This window comes from Atrimonas thermophila (assembly GCF_045864955.1).
GTDB classification, from domain to species: domain Bacteria; phylum Atribacterota; class Atribacteria; order Atribacterales; family Thermatribacteraceae; genus Thermatribacter; species Thermatribacter velox.
Window position 1 is genome coordinate 2,103,815 of record NZ_AP028803.1, and the last position, 19,341, is coordinate 2,123,155.

Genomic DNA, 19,341 nt, shown 5'->3' on the forward strand with positions numbered 1-19,341 from the left:
AGCAGAAAACGCTGCTTCAAACAAGCAAGATTTTGTGAAAAAGCGCCTCAAAAAGCGCAAAAAGTTATACAATAAAGACATGCCTGGAATGAGCGACCAGTTTGAAAGCATTAGCAAGTTCACCACTTTGCACCGCAAAGCAATATGGAAAAAAATTCTCACTTCCCTTCGGCACCATGAGCGCAGACTGCTCCCCCTCAAAGCGCTCAGAGAAATCCTGCCCGGGGGTGAAGAGCACTACCGGGGTGTGCAGGTGGTACCTATTTCCAAAATCATTGGCAGTGAAAACCGCTTTGCCGATTTCGACCGTGAGTTTCTCCCTCTCAATCGAAAGCTCAAACACCGCTGGGCACGAGTTAACCTGCTGGTTGAAAAAGACCGACCCCTTCCGGCAGTTTTGCTCATCAAAGTGGGAGATTTTTATTTTGTGCGCGATGGCCACCACCGCATATCGGCCGCCCGTGCCGGTGGCCGGGAATTCGTGGACGCTGAAGTCATTGAGTGGCCGCTCACCTGGCAGCCGGAACACTACAGCTCTCCTGAGGACTTCTTCCACCAGGTCGAAGAGCATCTCTTCAAAGAGAAAACCGGCCTTCCCTTGCGAACCAGCATTCTGGGTGGCTACATCGAGCTTCTCCACCTCATCCACTGCTTTCAGTGCTCAGGTTGCTCCAACTCAGAAAGCGTAATGAAAGAGTGCCCCGGAGGGATACCCTGGGAAGAAGCGGTAAAGGGCTGGTTTGAAAACTGCTACCAGAAAGCAGCCCAGGCCATAGAGGAAAGCGGATTAAAGAAAAGATTCAAAAAATACACCACCACGGATTTATACCTCTGGGTACTTTCAAACGTTGGTGCTCTGCGCAAGGCAGCCTGTTTTGTGCCTTCCCCCAAAGCGAAGATAAAAAGAAAACCCCAAAGATTCATCTAACCTCCAAGCCACACTTCAGTGTAGTTTCGGAGGTTCAAAGGTGGCCTCAAGCACCACACCTGGGAGTTGACCGCCCCGCTCAACAAGTTTAAGCAGCATGCGGGCAGCTTCTTCTCCCTGCCTCAGCAAGGGGTTGTGCATGGAGGGAAGCCAGGGGAAAAGCTTGCGGGTGAGAGGGAAATTGTCTCCAGAAACTATTTTAAAGTCCCGACCGGGTTGTTTGCCCAGCTCCCACAGCGCTCTAATTACACCATAGGCTGTGGGGTCAGCAGCGCACACCACCCCGTCCATATCCGGCACCTGTTCCCGCAGTTTTAGAAAATCCCGGTAGCCCCCTTCCACCGTGAAATCACTTTCTCTGACCAGCTGAGGAGTAAAATCCATACCTGCCTCATCCAGAGCTTTTTTGAAGCCGCTCAGGAAGGAATCGTTTTCTGGAAAATTAAAAAACCAGTGGGGACGGGTAAGGAGACCAACGCGCTTGCAGCCCCGAGAGAAAAGATAAAACACGGCTTCACAGGTAGCTTGCGAAAAATCAACTTCCACAAAATTGCTTTTCTGGTCCTGAAACCCAATTCCCAGGGTGACAAAATGCAGATTGCGGTGCAAAAACTCTTTTGCGATAACGTCAATTCCCGAAGAAGGGTAGAGGATTACCCCATCCACACAGCGGCGCTTCACCAAGCGCTCAGCTTCCCAGAGCGAATCTTCCTTTACCAGGGGTACCGAGAGCATAAGGTTGTAGCCTTCCCTGACCACAACATCATGCACGCCCTTGAGCTGCTCCATCATCCCCGTATCTCGAAAGACGAAATCAGAACCATAAGGCACCAGAAAGCCGATGGTTTGAGAGCGGCGCCTGCGAAGGTTCTTGGCAACCTCATTGGGGTGGTAGTCGAGTAACCTGATTGCTTCCAGAACCCGCCTTCTGGTTTCCTCATTGACCAGAGGACTGTCGTTTATGACTCTGGAAACCGTCTTGGGAGATACACCCGCCAATTTCGCAACATCCTTTAAAGTAGCCATTGGCTCATCCTCTTGACATCGATGACTCAGCTTACAGCTCACTATTTTAATCAAATTTAAGCGCCAACACAAACAACGATCAGGATAAAATTCCTTCGCCACCCTGAGGACTGCTACAAACTTGCTTTCAGCCTGGAAGCGCTGCAGGTTAAAGCATTACTGAGTCTGGGCTAAAAGTGTATATCCAGCATGGGCAACCGCTCAAGCACCGCCGGTAGAAGCCCCGCGAAGGCAAAAGTCCCCCTACCGAAGCTTTCTCATAAAATTAAGCACTAACTCTACGAAGCGGTCAAAATCCGATAATTCATTTGCGGCTATTTCATATACTTTTTCTGAAGATACCTGCTGATAACCGTGAACCACTTTATTTCTGAAGCCAATCATCTGGCTGAAGGTTAAAAAATCTTTCTCGGTTATCAGCTTATTTTCAAGCAGAATATAAAGACCGTCTCTTGCATCAGTCGGGGCTTTTTTAAAGTGTTTTGCACAGATATGGTAAATGATATCAATCATAGCTTCGATGGCAATCTGAAGAGAGTATTTCAGACCTTTGATCAGCCAGGGGTCGCTCAAAACTTCTTTCCTGCTTTTGCGCCGCAGCAAAGACTCTATCTCACTGACCTGTTCTTTGATAAAAGCTACTTTTTTGGCAACAATTTCATTCTCTGACATCAAAGATTCACTCCGGTTATCATTTCAAGGGCCTTTTTGTACCTTGGATAGACGTCCGCATATCTCCGGCTGATCGATTCTATAACCTCCGAAACCACTGCTTCGTTTTTAACCAGGAGAGGAACACCATGCCTTAAAATTTCGAAAGCAAAAATGGTATCCACATCACACACCGAAACCAGGTCAAAAGGATGTCCCTCGAAATTTCTCAACGCTAAATAAAGTTTTGCCAAAAAGAGGTCCACTTCTTTGTCTGATTTTACTGCACCGGGCACCAGGATGATACCCAAATCGATATCACTGTCAGGCCTCATTTTACAGGTAGCGGAGCCAAAAAGATATATGCCGGCAATTTCGCTGTACTGGCCAACTTTTTCTTCTACATAAGCTTTTAACTTATCCCTATCAATCTGAACCAGTTCTGATGGCATTTCCGTCACTGCCTTCCTCGACGAGAAAAACTCTCAAACAGCATTCTATTGCAAGCAACGAGCAAGTCAAGATAAAGGGGTTTTTATACTAATAAACGTAGAAGGCAAGTCGGGAAGAACCTTTTCAGAAAAGTTTCCACCTTCTTCCTCAAGGTGTTCGTAAACACTCCCTTTTAGAGAGTATAGCACCTTCTTTTATGAAAACAGCAAAGCTTGATGCAACCGTTAAAGTAAAAAGCGAGTGTTATAATGAAAAATGGTGATAATATGCTGGAAGCGACTTTGGAAAAATTACGAACCTTTTCACCATCACACAAACAATATATCAAAGAAGTCTTAACCTCAATCATTGAGCATTATGGAAACTTGCTATGCGTATTAGCCATTTTTGGCTCCTACGCTCGGGGCGAAAACCGCAAAAACTCAGACCTGGACCTTCTGGTAATCCTTGAAAGATCTCAGAGCTTGCGAAAAAGGCTGGAAGAGTTTGAAGAGGCTATAAAAAGGACCGAACCGCTGGCTCAAGAACTCTACGAAAAAGAAGGCATTTACTGTGAACCCTCTCCCTACATCCTTTCCCGGGATGAAGCATTCACCTTTCAGCCCATATATTTTGACCTTTATGAACACCACATTCTGGTCTTTGACCCTCAAAACATGTTCCCCAGACTTATCGCCTCCATAGGAAAAGTACTCCGAGAATACCGAGCCCAGAAGTTTTCCTGGGGCAACTTTTGGGGATGGAAAGCAGAAAAGTTTCTGGGAGGAATCAAGCTGTGAAAGCTGATGCGCTAACCAGGGCTTATCTTGCCAAGGCTGAGGTAAGGTTCAAAGCACTCGAGTTCTATACCCGTGAGGGCGCATACTCAGACGTAGTGCGCGAAGCACAGGAAATGGTAGAACTTCTCCTGAAAGCAGTATTAAGAGCAATCGGAGTTGAAGTCCCTAAAATACACGATGTTGGTCGAGTACTTGAACAACATGTCGAAATTCTCCCCCTGCCTCTTTCGAGGCATATTGGAGAAATAAAGCGTATCTCCAAGCGTTTACGGAAAGAGCGAGAGCTCAGCTTCTACGGTGCAGAGGATTTTATTCCCACCGAAGAATACGGCATTGAAGATGCAAAACAGGCAATTGAGGAAGCAGGCTTCGTTCTTAGAATAGTTAAAGAAGCTTTCGGAAGAAGCCAGGAGTAGATGGATAGTATAGAATCTCCGAAAGATTGACATCACGTCTCTACCAAAGTATCATAATTTTTCGAAAAACTGGAAGAGGTAAAATAATTTTTTGTCGATGTTGACAACGTTGTCAAAAAGAAGCCATACGCAAGGAGGTAAGATAAATGGAAAATTTCATTTTTCATAACCCAACAAAACTAATATTTGGAAAAGGTACTATTCCTCAAATCGGCAGCGAAATTGCAAAACAAGGTTACCGAAAAGTGCTCCTCCTTTACGGTCAGGGCTCGATAAAAAGAAATGGTGTATACGAGCGAGTAATTTCTTCTTTGAAAGAAAACGATTTACAATGTGTGGAGCTTTCGGGAGTTAAGCCCAATCCTCTGCTTTCAAAAGTCAAAGAGGGCATAGAGTTATCAAGCAAAGAAAAAGTGGAAGCCATACTTGCGGTTGGTGGAGGAAGTGTTATAGATTCTGCAAAAGCAATTGCAGTAGGCTTCTACTACTCAGGCGATATCTGGGATATATTTCTTGGAAAGCATTCTCCTGAAAAAGCCTTACCAATTTTTACCGTCCTGACCATGTCAGCAACCGGAAGCGAGATGAACTGCGGAGCAGTGGTTACCAAAGACGAAACCCTGGAAAAATACAGCTTTGTCTCGGAACATGTGTATCCTCGGGTTTCAATAGTTGATCCCTCTGTTCAGTTTACCCTTCCAGCTGAACAAACTGTCTATGGAGCAATAGACACTATTGCTCACGTACTTGAGTATTATTTCGATGGTTCCGACTCAGAAATCCAAAACGAGCTCTCAGAAGGCATTATCCGAGCTGTTATATCCACAACCGAGAGGTTGCTTCAAAACCCTAAAGACTATGAAGCAAGATCAAACATGGCGTGGAGTGCAACCGTTGCCCTAAATGGCCTCACAGGCGCAGGCAGACGAGGGGGTGATTGGTCCTGCCACCGCATAGAACATGCCCTCAGTGCCCTTTACGATATAGCTCACGGGGCAGGGTTGGCCATTGTAATGCCTGCCTGGATGAAATACGTTTACACCTCAAAACCGGCTCAGTTCGAGCGATTTGCCCACAAGGTTTTTGGGATAATTGAGAAAGGTGAAGAAGGTATCATTAAGGGCATAGCAATATTCAAGGAATGGATGAAGCAAGTCGGAGCACCAGTCTCGCTTGAAGATATAGGGGTGGAGGAAAAGGATATACCCAAAATCGTTGACAATGTTATGGCTTTAGGAGAACCCTTTGGCAATCTCCGAATGCTTTACAGAAAAGACGTAGAAGCTATTTTGAAAATCGCCAGCCTTTAAAACACAAAATTGTAAGGGTGAACGCTATGAAACCCAAACTTTTGATAATGGGCGACAATGAAAAAGCACCCTATCACCCACTAAGTGCAGTACAACCAGTAATTAAAAACATTTTGCAGTCGCATTTTGAACCCCTTTTTTCCGATAATTACGAAGAAATTCTCGGTTGCTACTCCGAGCTCGAGCAATTCGAGCTTATAATTTCCTACCTTGACAGATGGGAAAAACCGCTAAGCGATTTGCAGACCAGCAACCTGATAAAATACCTATCTACGGGCAAAGGCCTACTGGTAATACACTGTGGCATATCACTCCAAGCAAGGCATGAGTTCAAACATATCATAGGAGCTCAATTTTTGGAACATCCTCCTATTGCAAAACTCCAGTTTTCGCTTGAAAAACAATCCGTCCCTCCAATTAAAACAACCGATGTCTCCTTTGAACTCGAGGACGAACCTTATATTTTCGAGTTTGACAACTTTTCAGTAAAAAATATCTTTCTGCACTACAGAAACAGCAACAACCAGGTTTTTCCTGCAGGGTGGATAACGAACTTTGGCCCTGCAAAAGTGATCTATCTCATGCCAGGCCATTCTCAAAAAAGCTTCGAAAACAAATCCTACCAGGATATTTTGCTACAAAGCATCGAGCTAATAATTAAAAAAACATGATGAAATGTATTAAAAATGTATTATTGACAAGATTAAAGAAGCTGTGATAAATAATTTTTAAATTGAAAATGTAAACTCATTTTTATGTTTGCGTTTTTTGACAACGTTGTCAAAAAACAGAAGGGAGGTGAAAAGAACAAAAACCTTAACTTACCGATATTTTGAAGTTGCCTGCCTAACACACTTAACACTAACAGTCAATTTGGAGGTGAAAGAGAATGAAACGCAAACGGGGAATAGTGTTTTTAATGACTATTGTAAGTTTCTTGTTTGTTCAAGTTAGCTGGGCACAAACCACTGAAATCAAGGTATGGTCTTTCGGATCATTTACTGATTGGCTTAAAGAGGTAGGAACGGCTTTTGAAAAAGCCAACCCCGATACCAAAGTAGAAGTAGAGGGATATCCCTACCAGCAAATGCACGACAACTTATTGATAGCAATCCAAACCGGCGTGGGTGCTCCTAATCTGGCTACCATAGAAATAAGCCAAGTAGCCAAATTTTATCGTGGAGAAAAGATAAAGCTGTTAGACTTAACTTCTTACCTTGAAAAGTCGGGTTACCGGGAAAAAATATTTGAATCAAGACTGATTCCCTTCTCCTTTAAGGGTTCTATTTATGGCATACCCTTTGACCTTACTCCCGCTGCCTTCTTCTATCGTGAAGATGTATACAGAGAAGCAGGCGTAAACCCAGAAGCCCTCCAAACCTGGAACGATTTTACCGAAGCCGCTCTAAAACTCAAAAACCAAGGCAAATACGCTTTGCAATTGGGCAACGGAGCAAGTGCCAATTCCGAGTTCGGACATTTCTGGATGTGGCTTATACAGACTGGAGGAGGTGTTTTTGACCAAGAAGCAAATGTAATTTTGGATAATGACACGGCTAAGCAGGTTCTTCAATACTATGTTGATGCGGTTTTGAAACATAAAATAGCTAATACCTCCTCCCAAGATGTTAGTTCTCCAGCATGGTGGGCCCCTTACCAAGCCTCTCAAGTGGTGTCGGATTTTGGTCCAGACTGGTATATAGGTTTCTTGAAAAACAACGTACCAAACCAGCAAGGTTTGTGGAGGATAAAACCTCTACCGGCCTGGGAAATTGGGGGTTATGCTTCCTCAACTTGGGGAGGAACCATGCTCTCTGTAATCCCAGCCAGCACCACATCCGACGAAAAAGCCTTGCGTTTCTTGTCCTACGCTCTACTTGAAAATCGGGAAAATCTTATTTCCTTTTACAAGCAGACAGGCATGATACCTCCTCGCAAAGACCTGGTGGATGCTGAAGAGTTCAATGTCCCAGATCCATACTTTGGAGGACAAAAAGTAGCACGTGTTCTCGTCGATATGGCCTCTCAGGTACCACCTTTTTATTTAGCTCCTACCTGGCCTGAAGCTACAGATTTGATGAACCGTAAAATCATTCTGGAAGCTCTACAAGGTAAAGATCCAGCAACGGTCCTTAAAGAAGCCGCCGATGAACTCCGGAAATTGAAATAAAAAGGGGTACTGTTTCAAAATGGCAAACCGGGAACATTCGCTTCCTAGAGAAAAATCCGGGGGAGACGATTCCCCCGGAAAAATAACTAAATACAGAGCTCGTTTCAAATCTTATCACCGTTTTCAGAAGAAATGGGCACCCTACATTTTTGTAACGCCCTTTCTGGTCTTTTTTGCCCTGTTCTTTCTTAATCCAGTAGTCGGGGCAATACGCATGAGTCTTTACGAATTCAAGGGGCTGGACGCCACACGCTTTAGCGGAATAGAAAACTATATAAACCTCCTAAAAGATCCACGTTTTCTTAAGGCTTTGTTAAACAGCACTTATTTCGCCGTCGCCTGGTTTATAATTTTAATACCCTTCTCTCTATTGCTGGCCGTTGCAATTAATTCGATAGATAAAAAGTTAGGAAATTTCTTTCAGGTTTCCTATTACACTCCTTCTGTAGTGAGTTTGGTGGTAGTTGCCATCGTTTTCCGGTTAATTTACGACCGAGACTTTGGTCTTGCTAACTTAATGCTTAGCTGGATAGGGGTAAAACCCCTCTCCTGGTTGGAGCAGCCAAATCTGGCTCTTGGTTCCATAATTATCCTTTCGGCCTGGCGTTATCTGGGGGTAGATATTCTCTATTTTCTTGCAGGCCTGAAAGCCATACCGAACGAAATGTTTGAAAGTGCGTCAATTGATGGTGCAAACAAACTACAAACATTTATTTATATCACTCTACCTCTTTTAAAGCCCATCTCCTCTTTTGTTATTGTCATCACTATCATAGGTTCATATCAGCTCTTTACAGAGCCCTTTCTCCTTACAGGTGGTGGACCGGGAGACACAACACTTACACCAGCACTGTATCTATACCGAACTGGCTTCTCATTTTTAAGAATGGGCTATGCAGCCTCAATGGGCTTGTTCCTGGGAGGCATAATTTTCGGTCTGTCCTTTCTACAGAGAAAGCTATTTAGAGAGGAAGAATAAGCATGTCAAAAGCTAAGTTAACCAAATTAATACTGTTAGTCATCCTTGCTCTGGGAGGTATTCTCATAATGTTACCCTTCCTATGGATGATTGCCTCTTCGTTTAAGCCAGGACAAGAAATGTTTACCTTCCCTCCCACCATTCTTCCCCGAAAATGGACTCTGGAAAGCTACGGCAAGCTTTTCAAATCCGTGCCTTTTCTCAGGTATTATTTAAACAGTGTCCTAATCACTGTTTTCTATACTTTAATAGGGCTTTTTATAAGTTCCCTGGCTGGTTTCGCGCTGGCAAAATACCGCTTTTGGGGGAGAGAAATCATCTTTTCAACGGTGATTTCAACTCTGATGATCCCGATGTACGCTTTTGTTGTTCCACTTTATGCTTTCATGGCTCGAATTGGATGGATGGACACGTATCAGGCAGTCATAATCCCTTTTGCAGCCAATGGTCTTACCATATTCTTTATGAGGCAAGGGATGCTTGCCATACCAGATGCGCTAATGGATGCAGCACGCATAGACGGGTGTACTGAATTTGGTATTTTCTGGCGAGTTGCTTTACCACTCAGCAAGCCCTCTCTCATAGTGTGCGCCATACTGCTTTCAACCTATGCTTGGAATGATTTTCTCTGGCCCCTGGTGGTACTTCGGAACTCCAACCACTTTACAGTACCTATCGCCCTTGCGAACTTTATGGGACTTTACGCTGTAGATTACGCAAGCATCATGGCTGGTTCCGTCCTGGCAACCTTGCCTGTTCTGGTGCTCTTTGTACTTTTACAGCGTTATTTTGTGGCTGGTCTCTTGGCTGGAGCCATCAAACAGTAAATCCCCACCGCGAAGGAGGTGATAACGAAAATTAAAGATAGCCGGATTCAAAATTAAGTTTTTAGGTTAGCAGTAAACCTTAAACCTTGAAGGGAGGTAAAGTCCATGCGTAAAACACTGCTTATTTTAGTAATGGTTGTTTTGTTGTCGGTTGGAATGCTGACTTCTGCAATTTGGGCTCAAGATGCTATAACCATAAGGATGTGGACTTGGTTTGACGACTTCCAGACCGCTTTTCCCAAAATTGTTGAAAAATGGAATACAGCACATCCTGATATACGCGTTGAACAACAAATTTTCAGCCTCAACGAGTACTTGCAGAAGCTCCAAGCAGCTGTTGCTGGTGGTAGCGAACCTGACATCTTTGGTCCGCACGTAATGGTGAGAAGCCTTGGTGAAGCCGGAGTTTCTCTTGACTTAAATCAGTACCTGGATGAAGAGTTTCTAAGCCGTTTCACTCCTGGCACCATTAGGCAATTCACCTGGAACGGACATCTGTACTCACTTCCTTGGACAGCTCAAACTTTTGGTATTTTCTACAATAAAGACATTTTCGCACGAATGGGGCTTAAAATTCCTGAAACCTGGGACGAACTCATCGAAACTTCTCATACCATCCGTGCCATGGACAGTTCCATTCAACCTCTACCTTTTGGCAATAGAGACAAATGGCTGGGGTGTGACTTCTTCCTACCCCTAATTACTCAGGTAACCGATGACCCAACTTTGGTGCTCGACTTAGACCGTCGCCTGAACCCAGAACGCAAAGTAAGCTGGAACAGTGAGCCGGTAATTGAAGCTCTCCGACTGGTAGAAAAATTGGTGAAAGAAGAAGTGTTTGCCCCAGGTATAAATGGTCTTGCCTACGACCAGTCACTCACTATGTTCTACATGGGCAAGGGAGCTATGTTCTACTGTGGTTCCTGGTTGCCGGTCACCATTGACAGAGAAGCCCCTGAAGGCTTCAATTGGGATGTGTTTGAAACCCCAGCCTATGCTCCTGGAAAACGGCATTGGACTGGCAATGAGAGCGGAGCCAATCTAGCTATATCTGCAAGAAGCAAACACATCAAAGAAACTATCGAATTCCTGAAGTTCATGTATAGTCCGGAAGTCTACACCGAAGCCATGATAGAAGCCCGAGGTATGCCAGCAATGCCAGAGATACTGGCAGGGTTGGAAAACCCAATTGTTAAGAAAATGGCTTCCTGGCTCAAAGATGGTGCACCTCATATACTGTATGGCGAGGGAAGCTGGGACGCCGTCGCCAATGCGGTACAGGGCCTGATGGGAGGTCAGCTCACTCCTGAAGAAGCAGCTGCTCAGATTGAAAATGACGTACAGAGAGCACGCAGCAGATAAAAACGCCTCTGGAGGGGGAGCCTACAGGCTCCCCCTCCAGAGAAAAAGGAAGTGGTGATACAGTTGCGAACAAAAATATCCTCTCTTGAAAAAAGAAAATACATTTTTGGCTATTTAATGATTCTTCCAGCGCTTGTCTTCTTCACGGTATTTGTGGTTTATCCTTCCCTGGACGCGGTGAGATTGAGCCTAAGCTTCTGGCATGGTTACGGTGAGAGAACATTTGTCGGTTTACGTAATTACATCAATCTTTTTCACGATCCAGTGTTCTGGACTGCGCTTAAAAACAACCTCATTTTCACTTTAACCACAACTATCTTACAAACCATCATTCCTATGGTCCTTGCAGCAATGCTTGCCAGAAACACCTTCTTAAACACCTTATTCAGAGTAACCTATTTTATACCCAACGTGATTTCTTTTATCATAACCGGTACTTTATGGGCTTTAATATTTGAACCCAATTTTGGACTCCTGAACACCCTATTAGAAAAGGTAGGACTGGCCTCTCTAAAACAACTCTGGCTTGCTGACTCTAAGTGGGCATTCTTGTGCATAGTTCTGGTCTCACTGTGGCAATCCATGGGATTCTATCTGGTTATTTTTTACGCTGGTCTGCAACGCATTCCTAAAGAGATATATGAAGCGGCAAGCGTGGATGGAGCTAATACCTTGAAAAAGTTCTTTTTTATTACTGTACCCCTTCTGCGTCCAGTAACCACAGTGGTAGTCATCATCAATGTTATTGGTGGATTTAAGGTGTTTGACCTTATATGGGCCATGACTACCGGAGGTCCAAACCACGCTACTGAAGTTATGGCAACCTACCTTTACACCATTGCTTTTGGAAGCATAGGTACTGGAACCCCCCGCATGGGTTATGCAGCCGCCATTGGCATGATGATCCTAATCTTTTCTGTCATAGCAAGCATTGTTCAGCTCCGCATATGGGAGGTAGATAATCTTGAATACTAGGCGCCTCGACAGGCTTCTGGGGGAACTGCTTAGGAATTTACTTCTTTTTTTGATACTAATTTTGACGATATTCCCCTTAGTGTGGATGGTAATCAATTCCTTCAAAAAGAGAGCAGGCATATTTGCAGGCCCTTTCTGGCCCAAAAAATTTATCCTTGACAACTACCGTTTTGTGCTGGAAAACCTTCACATTGGAAATTATTTTTTAAATACTGCGCTGGTAACTGCAGTGTCCATCCTACTCATTTTAATGTTCTCCACCATGGCTGGCTACAGCTTTGCAAAGATAAAGTTTCCCGGAAGAAACATAATATTTTTAGCTTTGATAGCCTCTCTGACCATTCCGCCCCAGGTAACCCTGATACCACTTTTCTTGATGCTCAAGGAAATGTCTCTACTTGACTCGCTAACAGGTCTGATTCTCAGCTACACAGGGTTGAGTATGGCTTTCTCCATATTTCTCATGCGCGCTTTCTTCATGACCATTCCAGATGTTCTACGAGAGTCAGCTATTATTGACGGCGCATCCGAGTTCACAGCTTTTTGGAAAATAATCCTACCTCTTGCTAAGCCGGGCATAGCTACGGTAACTATATTTCAGTTTGTAACTATATGGAATGAATTCATGTACGCCGCAACCTTCATACTGAGTTCCGAAAAAAGAACCCTCCAACCAGCAATTCGATCCCTAGTAGGTCGTTACTCCACTGACTGGGGTGCGCTCTGTGCCAGCATGTTTCTGGCTGTAATACCTATTTTAATTACCTTCCTGATTCTCCAGAAACAATTTATCAAGGGATTAACTGCAGGGGCTATAAAGGGCTGAGGTGAAAAGGGAATGCGTGTAGCCGTTGTCGGACTTGGATTTGGTGAACTGCATGCTCGTGCCCTTAGCAAAATAGAAGAAATATCGGAACTCGCCCTCTGTGACCGTGACCAAAAAAGACTTTTACAAGTTGCCGAAAAGTATGATAAGGTGACCTATCTTACAACTTCTTATCAAGAAGTACTTACCGATAAAACAATTCAGGCGGTAACCCTTGCAATCCCGCACTACCTCCATTACGCTCTGGCTGAGAAAGCCCTTCAAAGCGACAAACACGTCTACTGCGAAAAGCCTTTGACCACCGATTTTGAAAGTGGCAAAAGACTGGTCAAACTTGCCCAAGAGAGGAACTTGCTGTTAACCACTGGCCTGAACATGCGCTACTACGAGCATTACCAAAAAGCCCACCTTTTACTCCAGCAGGGAGCAATAGGTAAGGTATTTCTGGTGGAATGCTTCGCAAGAGCTAATGCCAGAGGGCTTGGTGGATTTAGGCTTAAAAAAGAACAGGCTGGAGGAGGTTGCCTAATAGATTCAGGTGCTCACCGCTTTGACCTCCTGAGATGGCTTCTGGGACCCATCAAGGAAATCTACGCCAAAGGAGGCAACTTTGTGTTACAGCAAATGGAAGGCGAAGATACTGCGGTAGTCAATCTACATTTTGAAAATGGCATTTTGGGAACCATGGTCTGCAGCTGGGGTACCCAGGTTCCAAAGTGGGACGAGGGTATAAACATATATGGGGATCAAGGCACCCTTTATTTATGGGATCACAACCTCTCTCTACGTCTTAGAAATTATCAAGGAAAAGAAGAAATTTACATAGGTAAAATCTCCTACGAAGATTCTGTCCTTTTAAGCATCAAGGATTTTATAGAAAAAATCCACATCGGGAATTTCCAAATAGACCTAGTAAGGAATTTAGCCCATTTACAGCTTGTTGAAGCTGCCTACCAATCAATGCAAAGTAACATTGTTTTTAAAATTAACAATCCTATATAAGACGAAAGGGAGGATGTAACATGATTAAGGGTTTTGATCACGTTACGATTACCGTGTCTGATCTTAAACGTTCGATACACTTTTATCGAGATATATTGGGCCTCAAAGTTCGGGGCATGTTAACCCAGAACGAAGGCAAGTTCAAGTTAGTCTACGTCGATGCTGGTAACGCTGTTATAGAGCTATTCCACTTTGAAGGAGAGGAAGGCCAGCCCCTACTGGAAACGAAAAATCAAGACATAGGCATAAAGCACTTTGGCTTCAAAGTGGATAACGTTGACGAGTTTATCAAGCACCTCAAAGAGAACAATGTGGAAATAACCTTAGAACCCTTTGACGCCGCCGGAGGAGTAAGAATTGCCTTCTTTAAAGATCCCGATGGAGTACTGCTTGAAGCAGTTCAAGGAGAACTCGCTTTGCTTCCTTTCAAGGAGGGCAAGTAGTAAATGCCCAATCATACTGCTTATATCACCGGAGCAGATAGGGGGCTCGGGCTTGCGCTGACCAGGGTGTTACTTGAGAAGGGTTATCAGGTTTATGCAGGACAATTTCTCCCCGAATGGCCAGAACTTGAAGAACTTAAAAAGAAATTTCCAGAGAGGCTCTTTATTGTACCTCTTGACGTAGCCAGCGTCCAATCAGTAAAAAAGGCCGCCAAAGAAATCGCAAACACCACTTCCTTCATCGATGTTCTGATCAATAACGCAGCAGTATATCTTGAAAAAAGATCGGGAACCATCTTGGAAGAACTCTGTTTTGAGGATATGTTACGTACCTTCGACATAAATGCCCTGGGACCACTTCGGGTTACTCACTCAGTAATCAACTTAATAATGAAAAGCACTAAGAAAATGATAATCAATATATCTTCAGAAGCAGCAAGCATAACCAACTGCTGGCGTAAAAAGGAGTTTGGATATGCAATGTCAAAGGTGGCGTTAAACATGCAATCGGCCATTTTGCAAAACCACCTTAAAGAATACGGAGTAAAAGTTTTGGCCATTCATCCTGGTTACCTTCAAACTTACATGTTAGGTAGGAAAAATTTAGAAGCCGACCTAAGACCCGAAGAATCAGCTATTAAAATCTACGAAAATTTTATTTCCCAAAAATTTGACTTGGAAGGACCCATTTTCTATGACTATCTGGGCAGAGAATTGCCCTGGTAGATTGACGAACCTGCTTGCAGGGTAAAAGGGAGGAATAAACGACCGTGAAAAGAGAAATGTTTCCAGGCGATTTTTTATGGGGGGTTGCCACCGCTTCTTATCAGATAGAAGGAGCCTACAATGAAGATGGAAAAGGCGAAAGTATCTGGGACCGTTTTGCGCATGCTCCAGGAAAGATTAAAGACGGCACCACAGGGGATGTTGCCTGTGACCACTACCACCGCTACCGTGAAGACATTGCTCTTTTGAAAGAGCTCGGAGTTAACGCTTATCGCTTTTCGGTCTCCTGGCCACGGATATTCCCTTGTGGAAAAGGCGAGGTGAACCAGAAAGGCCTCGATTTTTACGATGCGCTGGTTGACGAACTCCTCAAGCAGGGAATAAAACCCCTGCTTACCCTTTATCACTGGGACCTGCCCCAGCCCTTGCAGTTTCACGGAGGATGGACCAACACTGATACCGTGCAGGCTTTTTTAGAATATGCAATGCTCCTCTTCAAAAAGCTGGGAGACCGGGTGGAACTATGGGCCACTTTTAACGAACCCTGGTGCATCTCCTTTCTTGCGCACGAACTTGGAGAACACGCGCCAGGCATTAAAGACCTTCGCACAGCTCTCCAGGTAGCCCACAACGTGCTGGTAGCACACGGCAAAGCGGTTAAAGCATTCCGCAGTGAAAACCCATCCGGTAAAACCGGCATCGTGCTCAACCTTTACCCAGTACACCCTTCCTCTGAATCGGAGCAGGATAAAGAAGCGGCCATTTTGAGCGATTGCTACCGCAACCGCTGGTTTCTGGACCCGGTATTTAAGGGAGAGTATCCCCAAGAACTCCTGAGCGTATATCAAAAACTTTATGGAGATTTTGCTAAGGACTACGAAAGCATCCAGGTTGCTTGTGAAAAAATAGATTTTTTAGGCGTCAACTACTACTCCCGAGAAGTAGTAAGCCATGATCCCAAAAGCATCTTGAAATCAAAAACAGTGAAAGTGGAAGCAAAACGCACCGACATGGGCTGGGAAATTTACCCCCAGGGTATTCAGGAAATACTGGTCAGAATAAACAGGGAATACGGACCCATTGACCTCTATGTTACCGAAAATGGTGCTGCTTTTAAAGATGAATTGAAAGACGGTGAAATTCGGGACTATGAACGTATCGACTTTCTCAAAGAACACTTTAAAAACACCTACTATGCCATCCAGCAGGGGGTACCCGTTAAGGGCTATTTTGTGTGGAGCCTTATGGACAACTTCGAATGGGCGCACGGCTACAGCAAGCGCTTTGGCCTGTTCTACGTGGACTACAACGATAACCTGAAGCGTATACCCAAAGAGAGTGCCCGCTGGTTCAAAAAATTCCTGAACAATGAAATATCACTGGAAGAATAGCAAAACAACACAGCCTTTATTTACTTTAAGCTTTAAATCTGGAAAAATAAAGGGAGCAACTTTGAATCATTAACTACAGGAGGGCAAAGCAATGGATTACGGACGCTTGAAGATCGAAGATGTGGTGGTAATCAGCATTTTTCCCGGAGAGTATGTGCTGGAAACAGTTGAAGAAGTAATTCAAAAGGAAAAAATCAAAAACGGTGTGGTTTTGACTGGCTTTGGTACCCTGAGTGAGGTGCATCTCCACTGGGTAACCACCACCGGCCTTCCCCCGGTAGAGCATTTCGAAAAATACGAAGGACCTTTTGAGTTACTTTCTCTTCACGGGGTAATTGCCAATGGAGAACCCCACATTCATGCTGTGGTATCCGACGTCAAAGGTGCCTATGGAGGCCACCTGGAACATGGAAACAAAGTGCTGTATCTGTGCGAGATGGCTATCGGGGTTCTCTCTGAAGCGCCGATGAAGCGCGAGATAACCAAAGAAGGACTGAAGCAGCTGCGCTTCGGAAAGTGAGCGAATAAAAGGCGTGCCCAGTGGTTTTTAAAGGGCACGCCTTTTATTGTTGCTTGAGCTACTCCACCAGCGGAGACCATTTTTCCTTGAAAGGATTGGTACGAATAGCGAGTGAAAAAAGGTAAGGAAATTTCTCTTTGAGATAGAAAAGATAATTAAGCCATTCCCGGAGCAGGTGTCCCCAAGCTCTTTCTACATCACCGGTGAGGTGCTTGATATCGCTTTCTGGCAAGGTGGCGAAATCGCCACGAAAATGCAGTTCTTCCTCAAGATGAAAAACTGCTTGCAAAAGCTGGGTGAATTTTTCGTTCTCAAGGAGAACCGGATTTTCAAGCAAGCGTACCAGAAACTCCCGGTTTTCACCCAGAAAAGAGCGTAAAGATTCCAAGTCCTCAGGACTCAGGACAAGCTGAGGAGAATAATTCTTTAGCTTGAGCAGCGCACGCTGAAAATCTTTTCTGGACCAGCTGGCATCCACCACAAAGAGGGGTTTCACATCCTCGATAGCAGCGTCTTCTTTAGCCAGCATCTCCAGCATCCTTCGTCCCACTAAACTGAAGAAGGTACCCACCACCATGTTGAGCTTCTCCAGACGGTTCCTTTTCTCTCGCTCTCCAAGGAGCGACTCTACCACCAAGCCAACCAAAAGGACCTCTACCGGCAGAAAAGCGATATCCCCCAGAAGGTATATGAAAATGTGGTGAGCATCGCGGAAGATGAGAAAGTGTAACCAGTAAAGAAAAGCTGAGATAACCAAAAGCAGGATACCCAGGGCAACCTTCTCAGGCAGTCTACTACGCATTACTTTCTCCTCCTTGCTCAATCCAGTAGCACCTTTTGAAAATACTACCATCAGTACTCTGAAACTATCAAGCTTTAAAAACTGGTGGATACCTAAAACTTGCGCTCAAATCAAAAATGCATGCTAAGTGGAAACACTCCTGGCAGCCTTTATGGTGCCTTCTGTGTTGTATGATAAAATCACAGCTGCGCAGGGTGGTGAAAATGTGAAACTCGAAGAAACATTGTAGACAAAGAGCTTTTCGAGAGCGCTCAGTAAATACAGAGATGAGGTCTCCGGAACAACCGAGAGCCACTTAAGATAGAGTTCACACTTCATGGGTTATAAGCACACTAAAACCATTCCTGCCCACCACGCCCTTCTCTTAATCTTTTGAGACCATACCTCTCGTCACAAACACTTGTTTTTAAAGGCCAAAAATGCTATAATTATAAAAACTTTTCCCGGGAAGGATGTTGCTTGACCACCCAATCTTCTATAGAAGAAATTAAAGAATGGATAGATCTTTTAATAGGGAAAGAGGTAGTTATCGAAGTTAACAAAGGCCGCAAACGGACGGTAACCCGCCGAGGAACAGTTGAAAAAGCGTATCCTTTCTTCTTTACGCTCCGCATGGACGTCGATGGTTCCTGTCAACGCATCTCCTTTAACTACGTGGACATCCTCACCAAAACCATAGAAGTAGAAGTACTGTAAGACATACGCACCCTACTTTTCTTACCTCTCAAAGTGCGTTACAATTCTCCTGTTATGGAGAAAATTCTTCCTTTTCCTTTCCGAGTATCAATAGAAGAAGCGCTTACCATTCAAAAAGAACTGGAAAGAAGAATCTCCCTGCATTACACCCTGGAAGATGCTTCTGTAAACTGCATTGGGGGCATCGATGTTTCCTACCTTAAAAGTGGCTTTTCAATGGCAGTTGCTGTGGTGCTTTCCTTTCCCGAGTTTCAGCTTCTGGAAGTTCAGGTAGGCAAGGCTCCTGCTTCCTTTCCGTATATCCCTGGTTTTTTATCCTTCAGGGAGGGTCCAGCTATAGAGAAAGCGCTTTCCCGGATAAAAAAGGAACCCCAGCTCTGGTTTTTTGACGGACAGGGCATAGCCCATCCCCGCGGGGTGGGCCTGGCCAGTCATATCGGTGTGCTCTTTGACCTGGTCTCCATAGGCATTGCCAAAAAACCCCTGATTGGAGAATTTGAACCACCTCCCCCTGAAAAAGGAGCTTATTCACCGCTTTACTATCAGGAAAAGCAGGTGGGTTTTGCAGTGCGTACCCGCAAGAACGTGAAACCCATTTACGTTTCCCCTGGACACAAAATCAGCCTGGAAGGTGCTCTCAGGTGGGCTCTCAAGGCAACAGGTAGGTACCGCCTTCCGGAGCCAACCCGCATAGCGCACCAGTTATCTCAAAAGCTTAAAAAGGAGGGCCAAGACCTTGGACCAGGAAATACTGTTTTCTGAACTTGGAGAAAAGCCCAGCCACCACAACAAAGTGGTGATAACTGTGGTGGGGCTTGACCACATTGGCATCATTGCAGGTATAACTTCGGTTCTGGCACAATACCAGGTGAATATCGAAGATATCACCCAGAAAATACTCGGCGAATACTTCACAATGATTTTAATTGGGGATATTTCCCGTTGCACCACCGACCTCAAAACCCTGAAGGAAGCGCTAACCCGACAAGGAGAGGCGATAGGAGTCAAAGTCTTTATGCAGCACGCAGAAGTATTTCACGCCATGCACCGCATATAAGG

Annotated in this window: 23 protein-coding genes; 19 read left to right on the top strand and 4 right to left on the bottom strand. The window is 44.7% G+C overall.

Annotated features, from left to right (window positions below):
• The first annotated feature begins 34 nt into the window (after positions 1-34).
• The gene (locus ACKTT1_RS10930) at positions 35-928 is read left to right on the top strand and encodes a hypothetical protein (protein ID WP_412709605.1); all 894 of its coding nucleotides are present in this window, start codon (positions 35-37) and stop codon (positions 926-928) included.
• Positions 929-943: 15 nt separating this feature from the next.
• On the opposite strand, the gene ACKTT1_RS10935 is transcribed toward ACKTT1_RS10930, so the two are convergent.
• The 3 genes from ACKTT1_RS10935 to ACKTT1_RS10945 all read right to left on the bottom strand — a co-directional run bounded on the left by ACKTT1_RS10935 (position 944) and on the right by ACKTT1_RS10945 (position 3,057).
• Positions 944-1,954: a LacI family DNA-binding transcriptional regulator gene (locus ACKTT1_RS10935; RefSeq protein ID WP_412709606.1), complete on the bottom strand. Its 1,011-nt coding sequence runs from the start codon at positions 1,952-1,954 to the stop codon at positions 944-946.
• 243 nt (positions 1,955-2,197) lie between these two features.
• Positions 2,198-2,626: a type VII toxin-antitoxin system HepT family RNase toxin gene (hepT, locus tag ACKTT1_RS10940; RefSeq protein ID WP_412709607.1), complete on the bottom strand. Its 429-nt coding sequence runs from the start codon at positions 2,624-2,626 to the stop codon at positions 2,198-2,200.
• Positions 2,626-3,057: a nucleotidyltransferase domain-containing protein gene (locus ACKTT1_RS10945; protein WP_412709608.1), complete on the bottom strand. Its 432-nt coding sequence runs from the start codon at positions 3,055-3,057 to the stop codon at positions 2,626-2,628. The genes hepT and ACKTT1_RS10945 overlap by 1 nt, the downstream gene beginning before the upstream one ends.
• Positions 3,058-3,306: 249 nt before the next feature.
• On the opposite strand from ACKTT1_RS10945, the gene ACKTT1_RS10950 reads away from it, so the two are divergent.
• The 15 genes from ACKTT1_RS10950 (at position 3,307) to ACKTT1_RS11020 (ending at position 16,784) form a co-directional block, all read left to right on the top strand.
• Positions 3,307-3,837 carry a nucleotidyltransferase domain-containing protein gene (locus ACKTT1_RS10950; protein WP_412709609.1) on the top strand — a complete coding sequence of 177 codons (531 nt, stop codon included), beginning with the start codon at positions 3,307-3,309 and terminating at the stop codon, positions 3,835-3,837.
• Positions 3,834-4,253 (top strand): HEPN domain-containing protein, encoded by a 420-nt coding sequence (locus ACKTT1_RS10955; RefSeq protein WP_412709610.1) that lies wholly within the window; start codon positions 3,834-3,836, stop codon positions 4,251-4,253. The genes ACKTT1_RS10950 and ACKTT1_RS10955 overlap by 4 nt, the downstream gene beginning before the upstream one ends.
• Before the next feature lie 146 nt (positions 4,254-4,399).
• Complete coding sequence (locus tag ACKTT1_RS10960) at positions 4,400-5,563, top strand: iron-containing alcohol dehydrogenase (RefSeq protein WP_412709611.1); 1,164 nt, start codon at positions 4,400-4,402, stop codon at positions 5,561-5,563.
• Between the two features lie 26 nt (positions 5,564-5,589).
• Entirely contained in the window at positions 5,590-6,234 is a 645-nt protein-coding gene (locus tag ACKTT1_RS10965) for a ThuA domain-containing protein (protein WP_412709612.1), read from the top strand.
• Between the two features lie 218 nt (positions 6,235-6,452).
• On the top strand, positions 6,453-7,733 hold the full coding sequence (locus tag ACKTT1_RS10970; protein WP_412709613.1) for an ABC transporter substrate-binding protein: 1,281 nt from the start codon (positions 6,453-6,455) through the stop codon (positions 7,731-7,733).
• Positions 7,734-7,752: 19 nt separating this feature from the next.
• Entirely contained in the window at positions 7,753-8,712 is a 960-nt protein-coding gene (locus ACKTT1_RS10975) for a carbohydrate ABC transporter permease (protein WP_412709614.1), read from the top strand.
• Positions 8,713-8,714: 2 nt separating this feature from the next.
• Positions 8,715-9,539, top strand: coding sequence for a carbohydrate ABC transporter permease (locus ACKTT1_RS10980; protein ID WP_412709615.1), 825 nt, complete (start codon positions 8,715-8,717; stop codon positions 9,537-9,539).
• Between the two features lie 105 nt (positions 9,540-9,644).
• Positions 9,645-10,901 (top strand): ABC transporter substrate-binding protein, encoded by a 1,257-nt coding sequence (locus ACKTT1_RS10985; RefSeq protein ID WP_412709616.1) that lies wholly within the window; start codon positions 9,645-9,647, stop codon positions 10,899-10,901.
• Between the two features lie 63 nt (positions 10,902-10,964).
• Entirely contained in the window at positions 10,965-11,876 is a 912-nt protein-coding gene (locus tag ACKTT1_RS10990) for a carbohydrate ABC transporter permease (RefSeq protein WP_412709617.1), read from the top strand.
• A complete protein-coding gene (locus tag ACKTT1_RS10995) occupies positions 11,866-12,702 on the top strand; it encodes a carbohydrate ABC transporter permease (protein ID WP_412709618.1) in 837 nt (278 codons plus the stop codon). Before ACKTT1_RS10990 ends, ACKTT1_RS10995 begins: the two co-directional genes overlap by 11 nt.
• Before the next feature lie 12 nt (positions 12,703-12,714).
• A complete protein-coding gene (locus ACKTT1_RS11000) occupies positions 12,715-13,704 on the top strand; it encodes a Gfo/Idh/MocA family protein (protein WP_412709619.1) in 990 nt (329 codons plus the stop codon).
• Between the two features lie 20 nt (positions 13,705-13,724).
• Positions 13,725-14,147 carry a VOC family protein gene (locus ACKTT1_RS11005; RefSeq protein ID WP_412709620.1) on the top strand — a complete coding sequence of 141 codons (423 nt, stop codon included), beginning with the start codon at positions 13,725-13,727 and terminating at the stop codon, positions 14,145-14,147.
• Positions 14,148-14,150: 3 nt separating this feature from the next.
• Positions 14,151-14,873 carry an SDR family NAD(P)-dependent oxidoreductase gene (locus tag ACKTT1_RS11010; RefSeq protein ID WP_412709621.1) on the top strand — a complete coding sequence of 241 codons (723 nt, stop codon included), beginning with the start codon at positions 14,151-14,153 and terminating at the stop codon, positions 14,871-14,873.
• Positions 14,874-14,929: 56 nt separating this feature from the next.
• The gene (locus ACKTT1_RS11015; RefSeq protein ID WP_412710586.1) at positions 14,930-16,264 is read left to right on the top strand and encodes a GH1 family beta-glucosidase; all 1,335 of its coding nucleotides are present in this window, start codon (positions 14,930-14,932) and stop codon (positions 16,262-16,264) included.
• Between the two features lie 91 nt (positions 16,265-16,355).
• Positions 16,356-16,784: a PPC domain-containing DNA-binding protein gene (locus ACKTT1_RS11020; RefSeq protein WP_369018312.1), complete on the top strand. Its 429-nt coding sequence runs from the start codon at positions 16,356-16,358 to the stop codon at positions 16,782-16,784.
• 58 nt (positions 16,785-16,842) lie between these two features.
• Here the strand turns inward: ACKTT1_RS11020 and ACKTT1_RS11025 are convergent, their stop codons facing one another.
• A complete protein-coding gene (locus tag ACKTT1_RS11025; protein WP_412709622.1) occupies positions 16,843-17,586 on the bottom strand; it encodes a hypothetical protein in 744 nt (247 codons plus the stop codon).
• A 459-nt stretch (positions 17,587-18,045) separates the two neighbouring features.
• On the opposite strand from ACKTT1_RS11025, the gene ACKTT1_RS11030 reads away from it, so the two are divergent.
• Genes ACKTT1_RS11030 through ACKTT1_RS11040 form a run of 3 tightly spaced genes read left to right on the top strand, consistent with a single transcriptional unit; the run spans position 18,046 to position 19,339 of the window.
• Positions 18,046-18,282, top strand: coding sequence for a Veg family protein (locus tag ACKTT1_RS11030; protein WP_412709623.1), 237 nt, complete (start codon positions 18,046-18,048; stop codon positions 18,280-18,282).
• Between the two features lie 54 nt (positions 18,283-18,336).
• Entirely contained in the window at positions 18,337-19,044 is a 708-nt protein-coding gene (gene nfi, locus ACKTT1_RS11035; protein ID WP_412709624.1) for a deoxyribonuclease V, read from the top strand.
• Positions 19,019-19,339, top strand: coding sequence for an ACT domain-containing protein (locus ACKTT1_RS11040; RefSeq protein WP_412709625.1), 321 nt, complete (start codon positions 19,019-19,021; stop codon positions 19,337-19,339). Before nfi ends, ACKTT1_RS11040 begins: the two co-directional genes overlap by 26 nt.
• Positions 19,340-19,341: the final 2 nt, after the last annotated feature.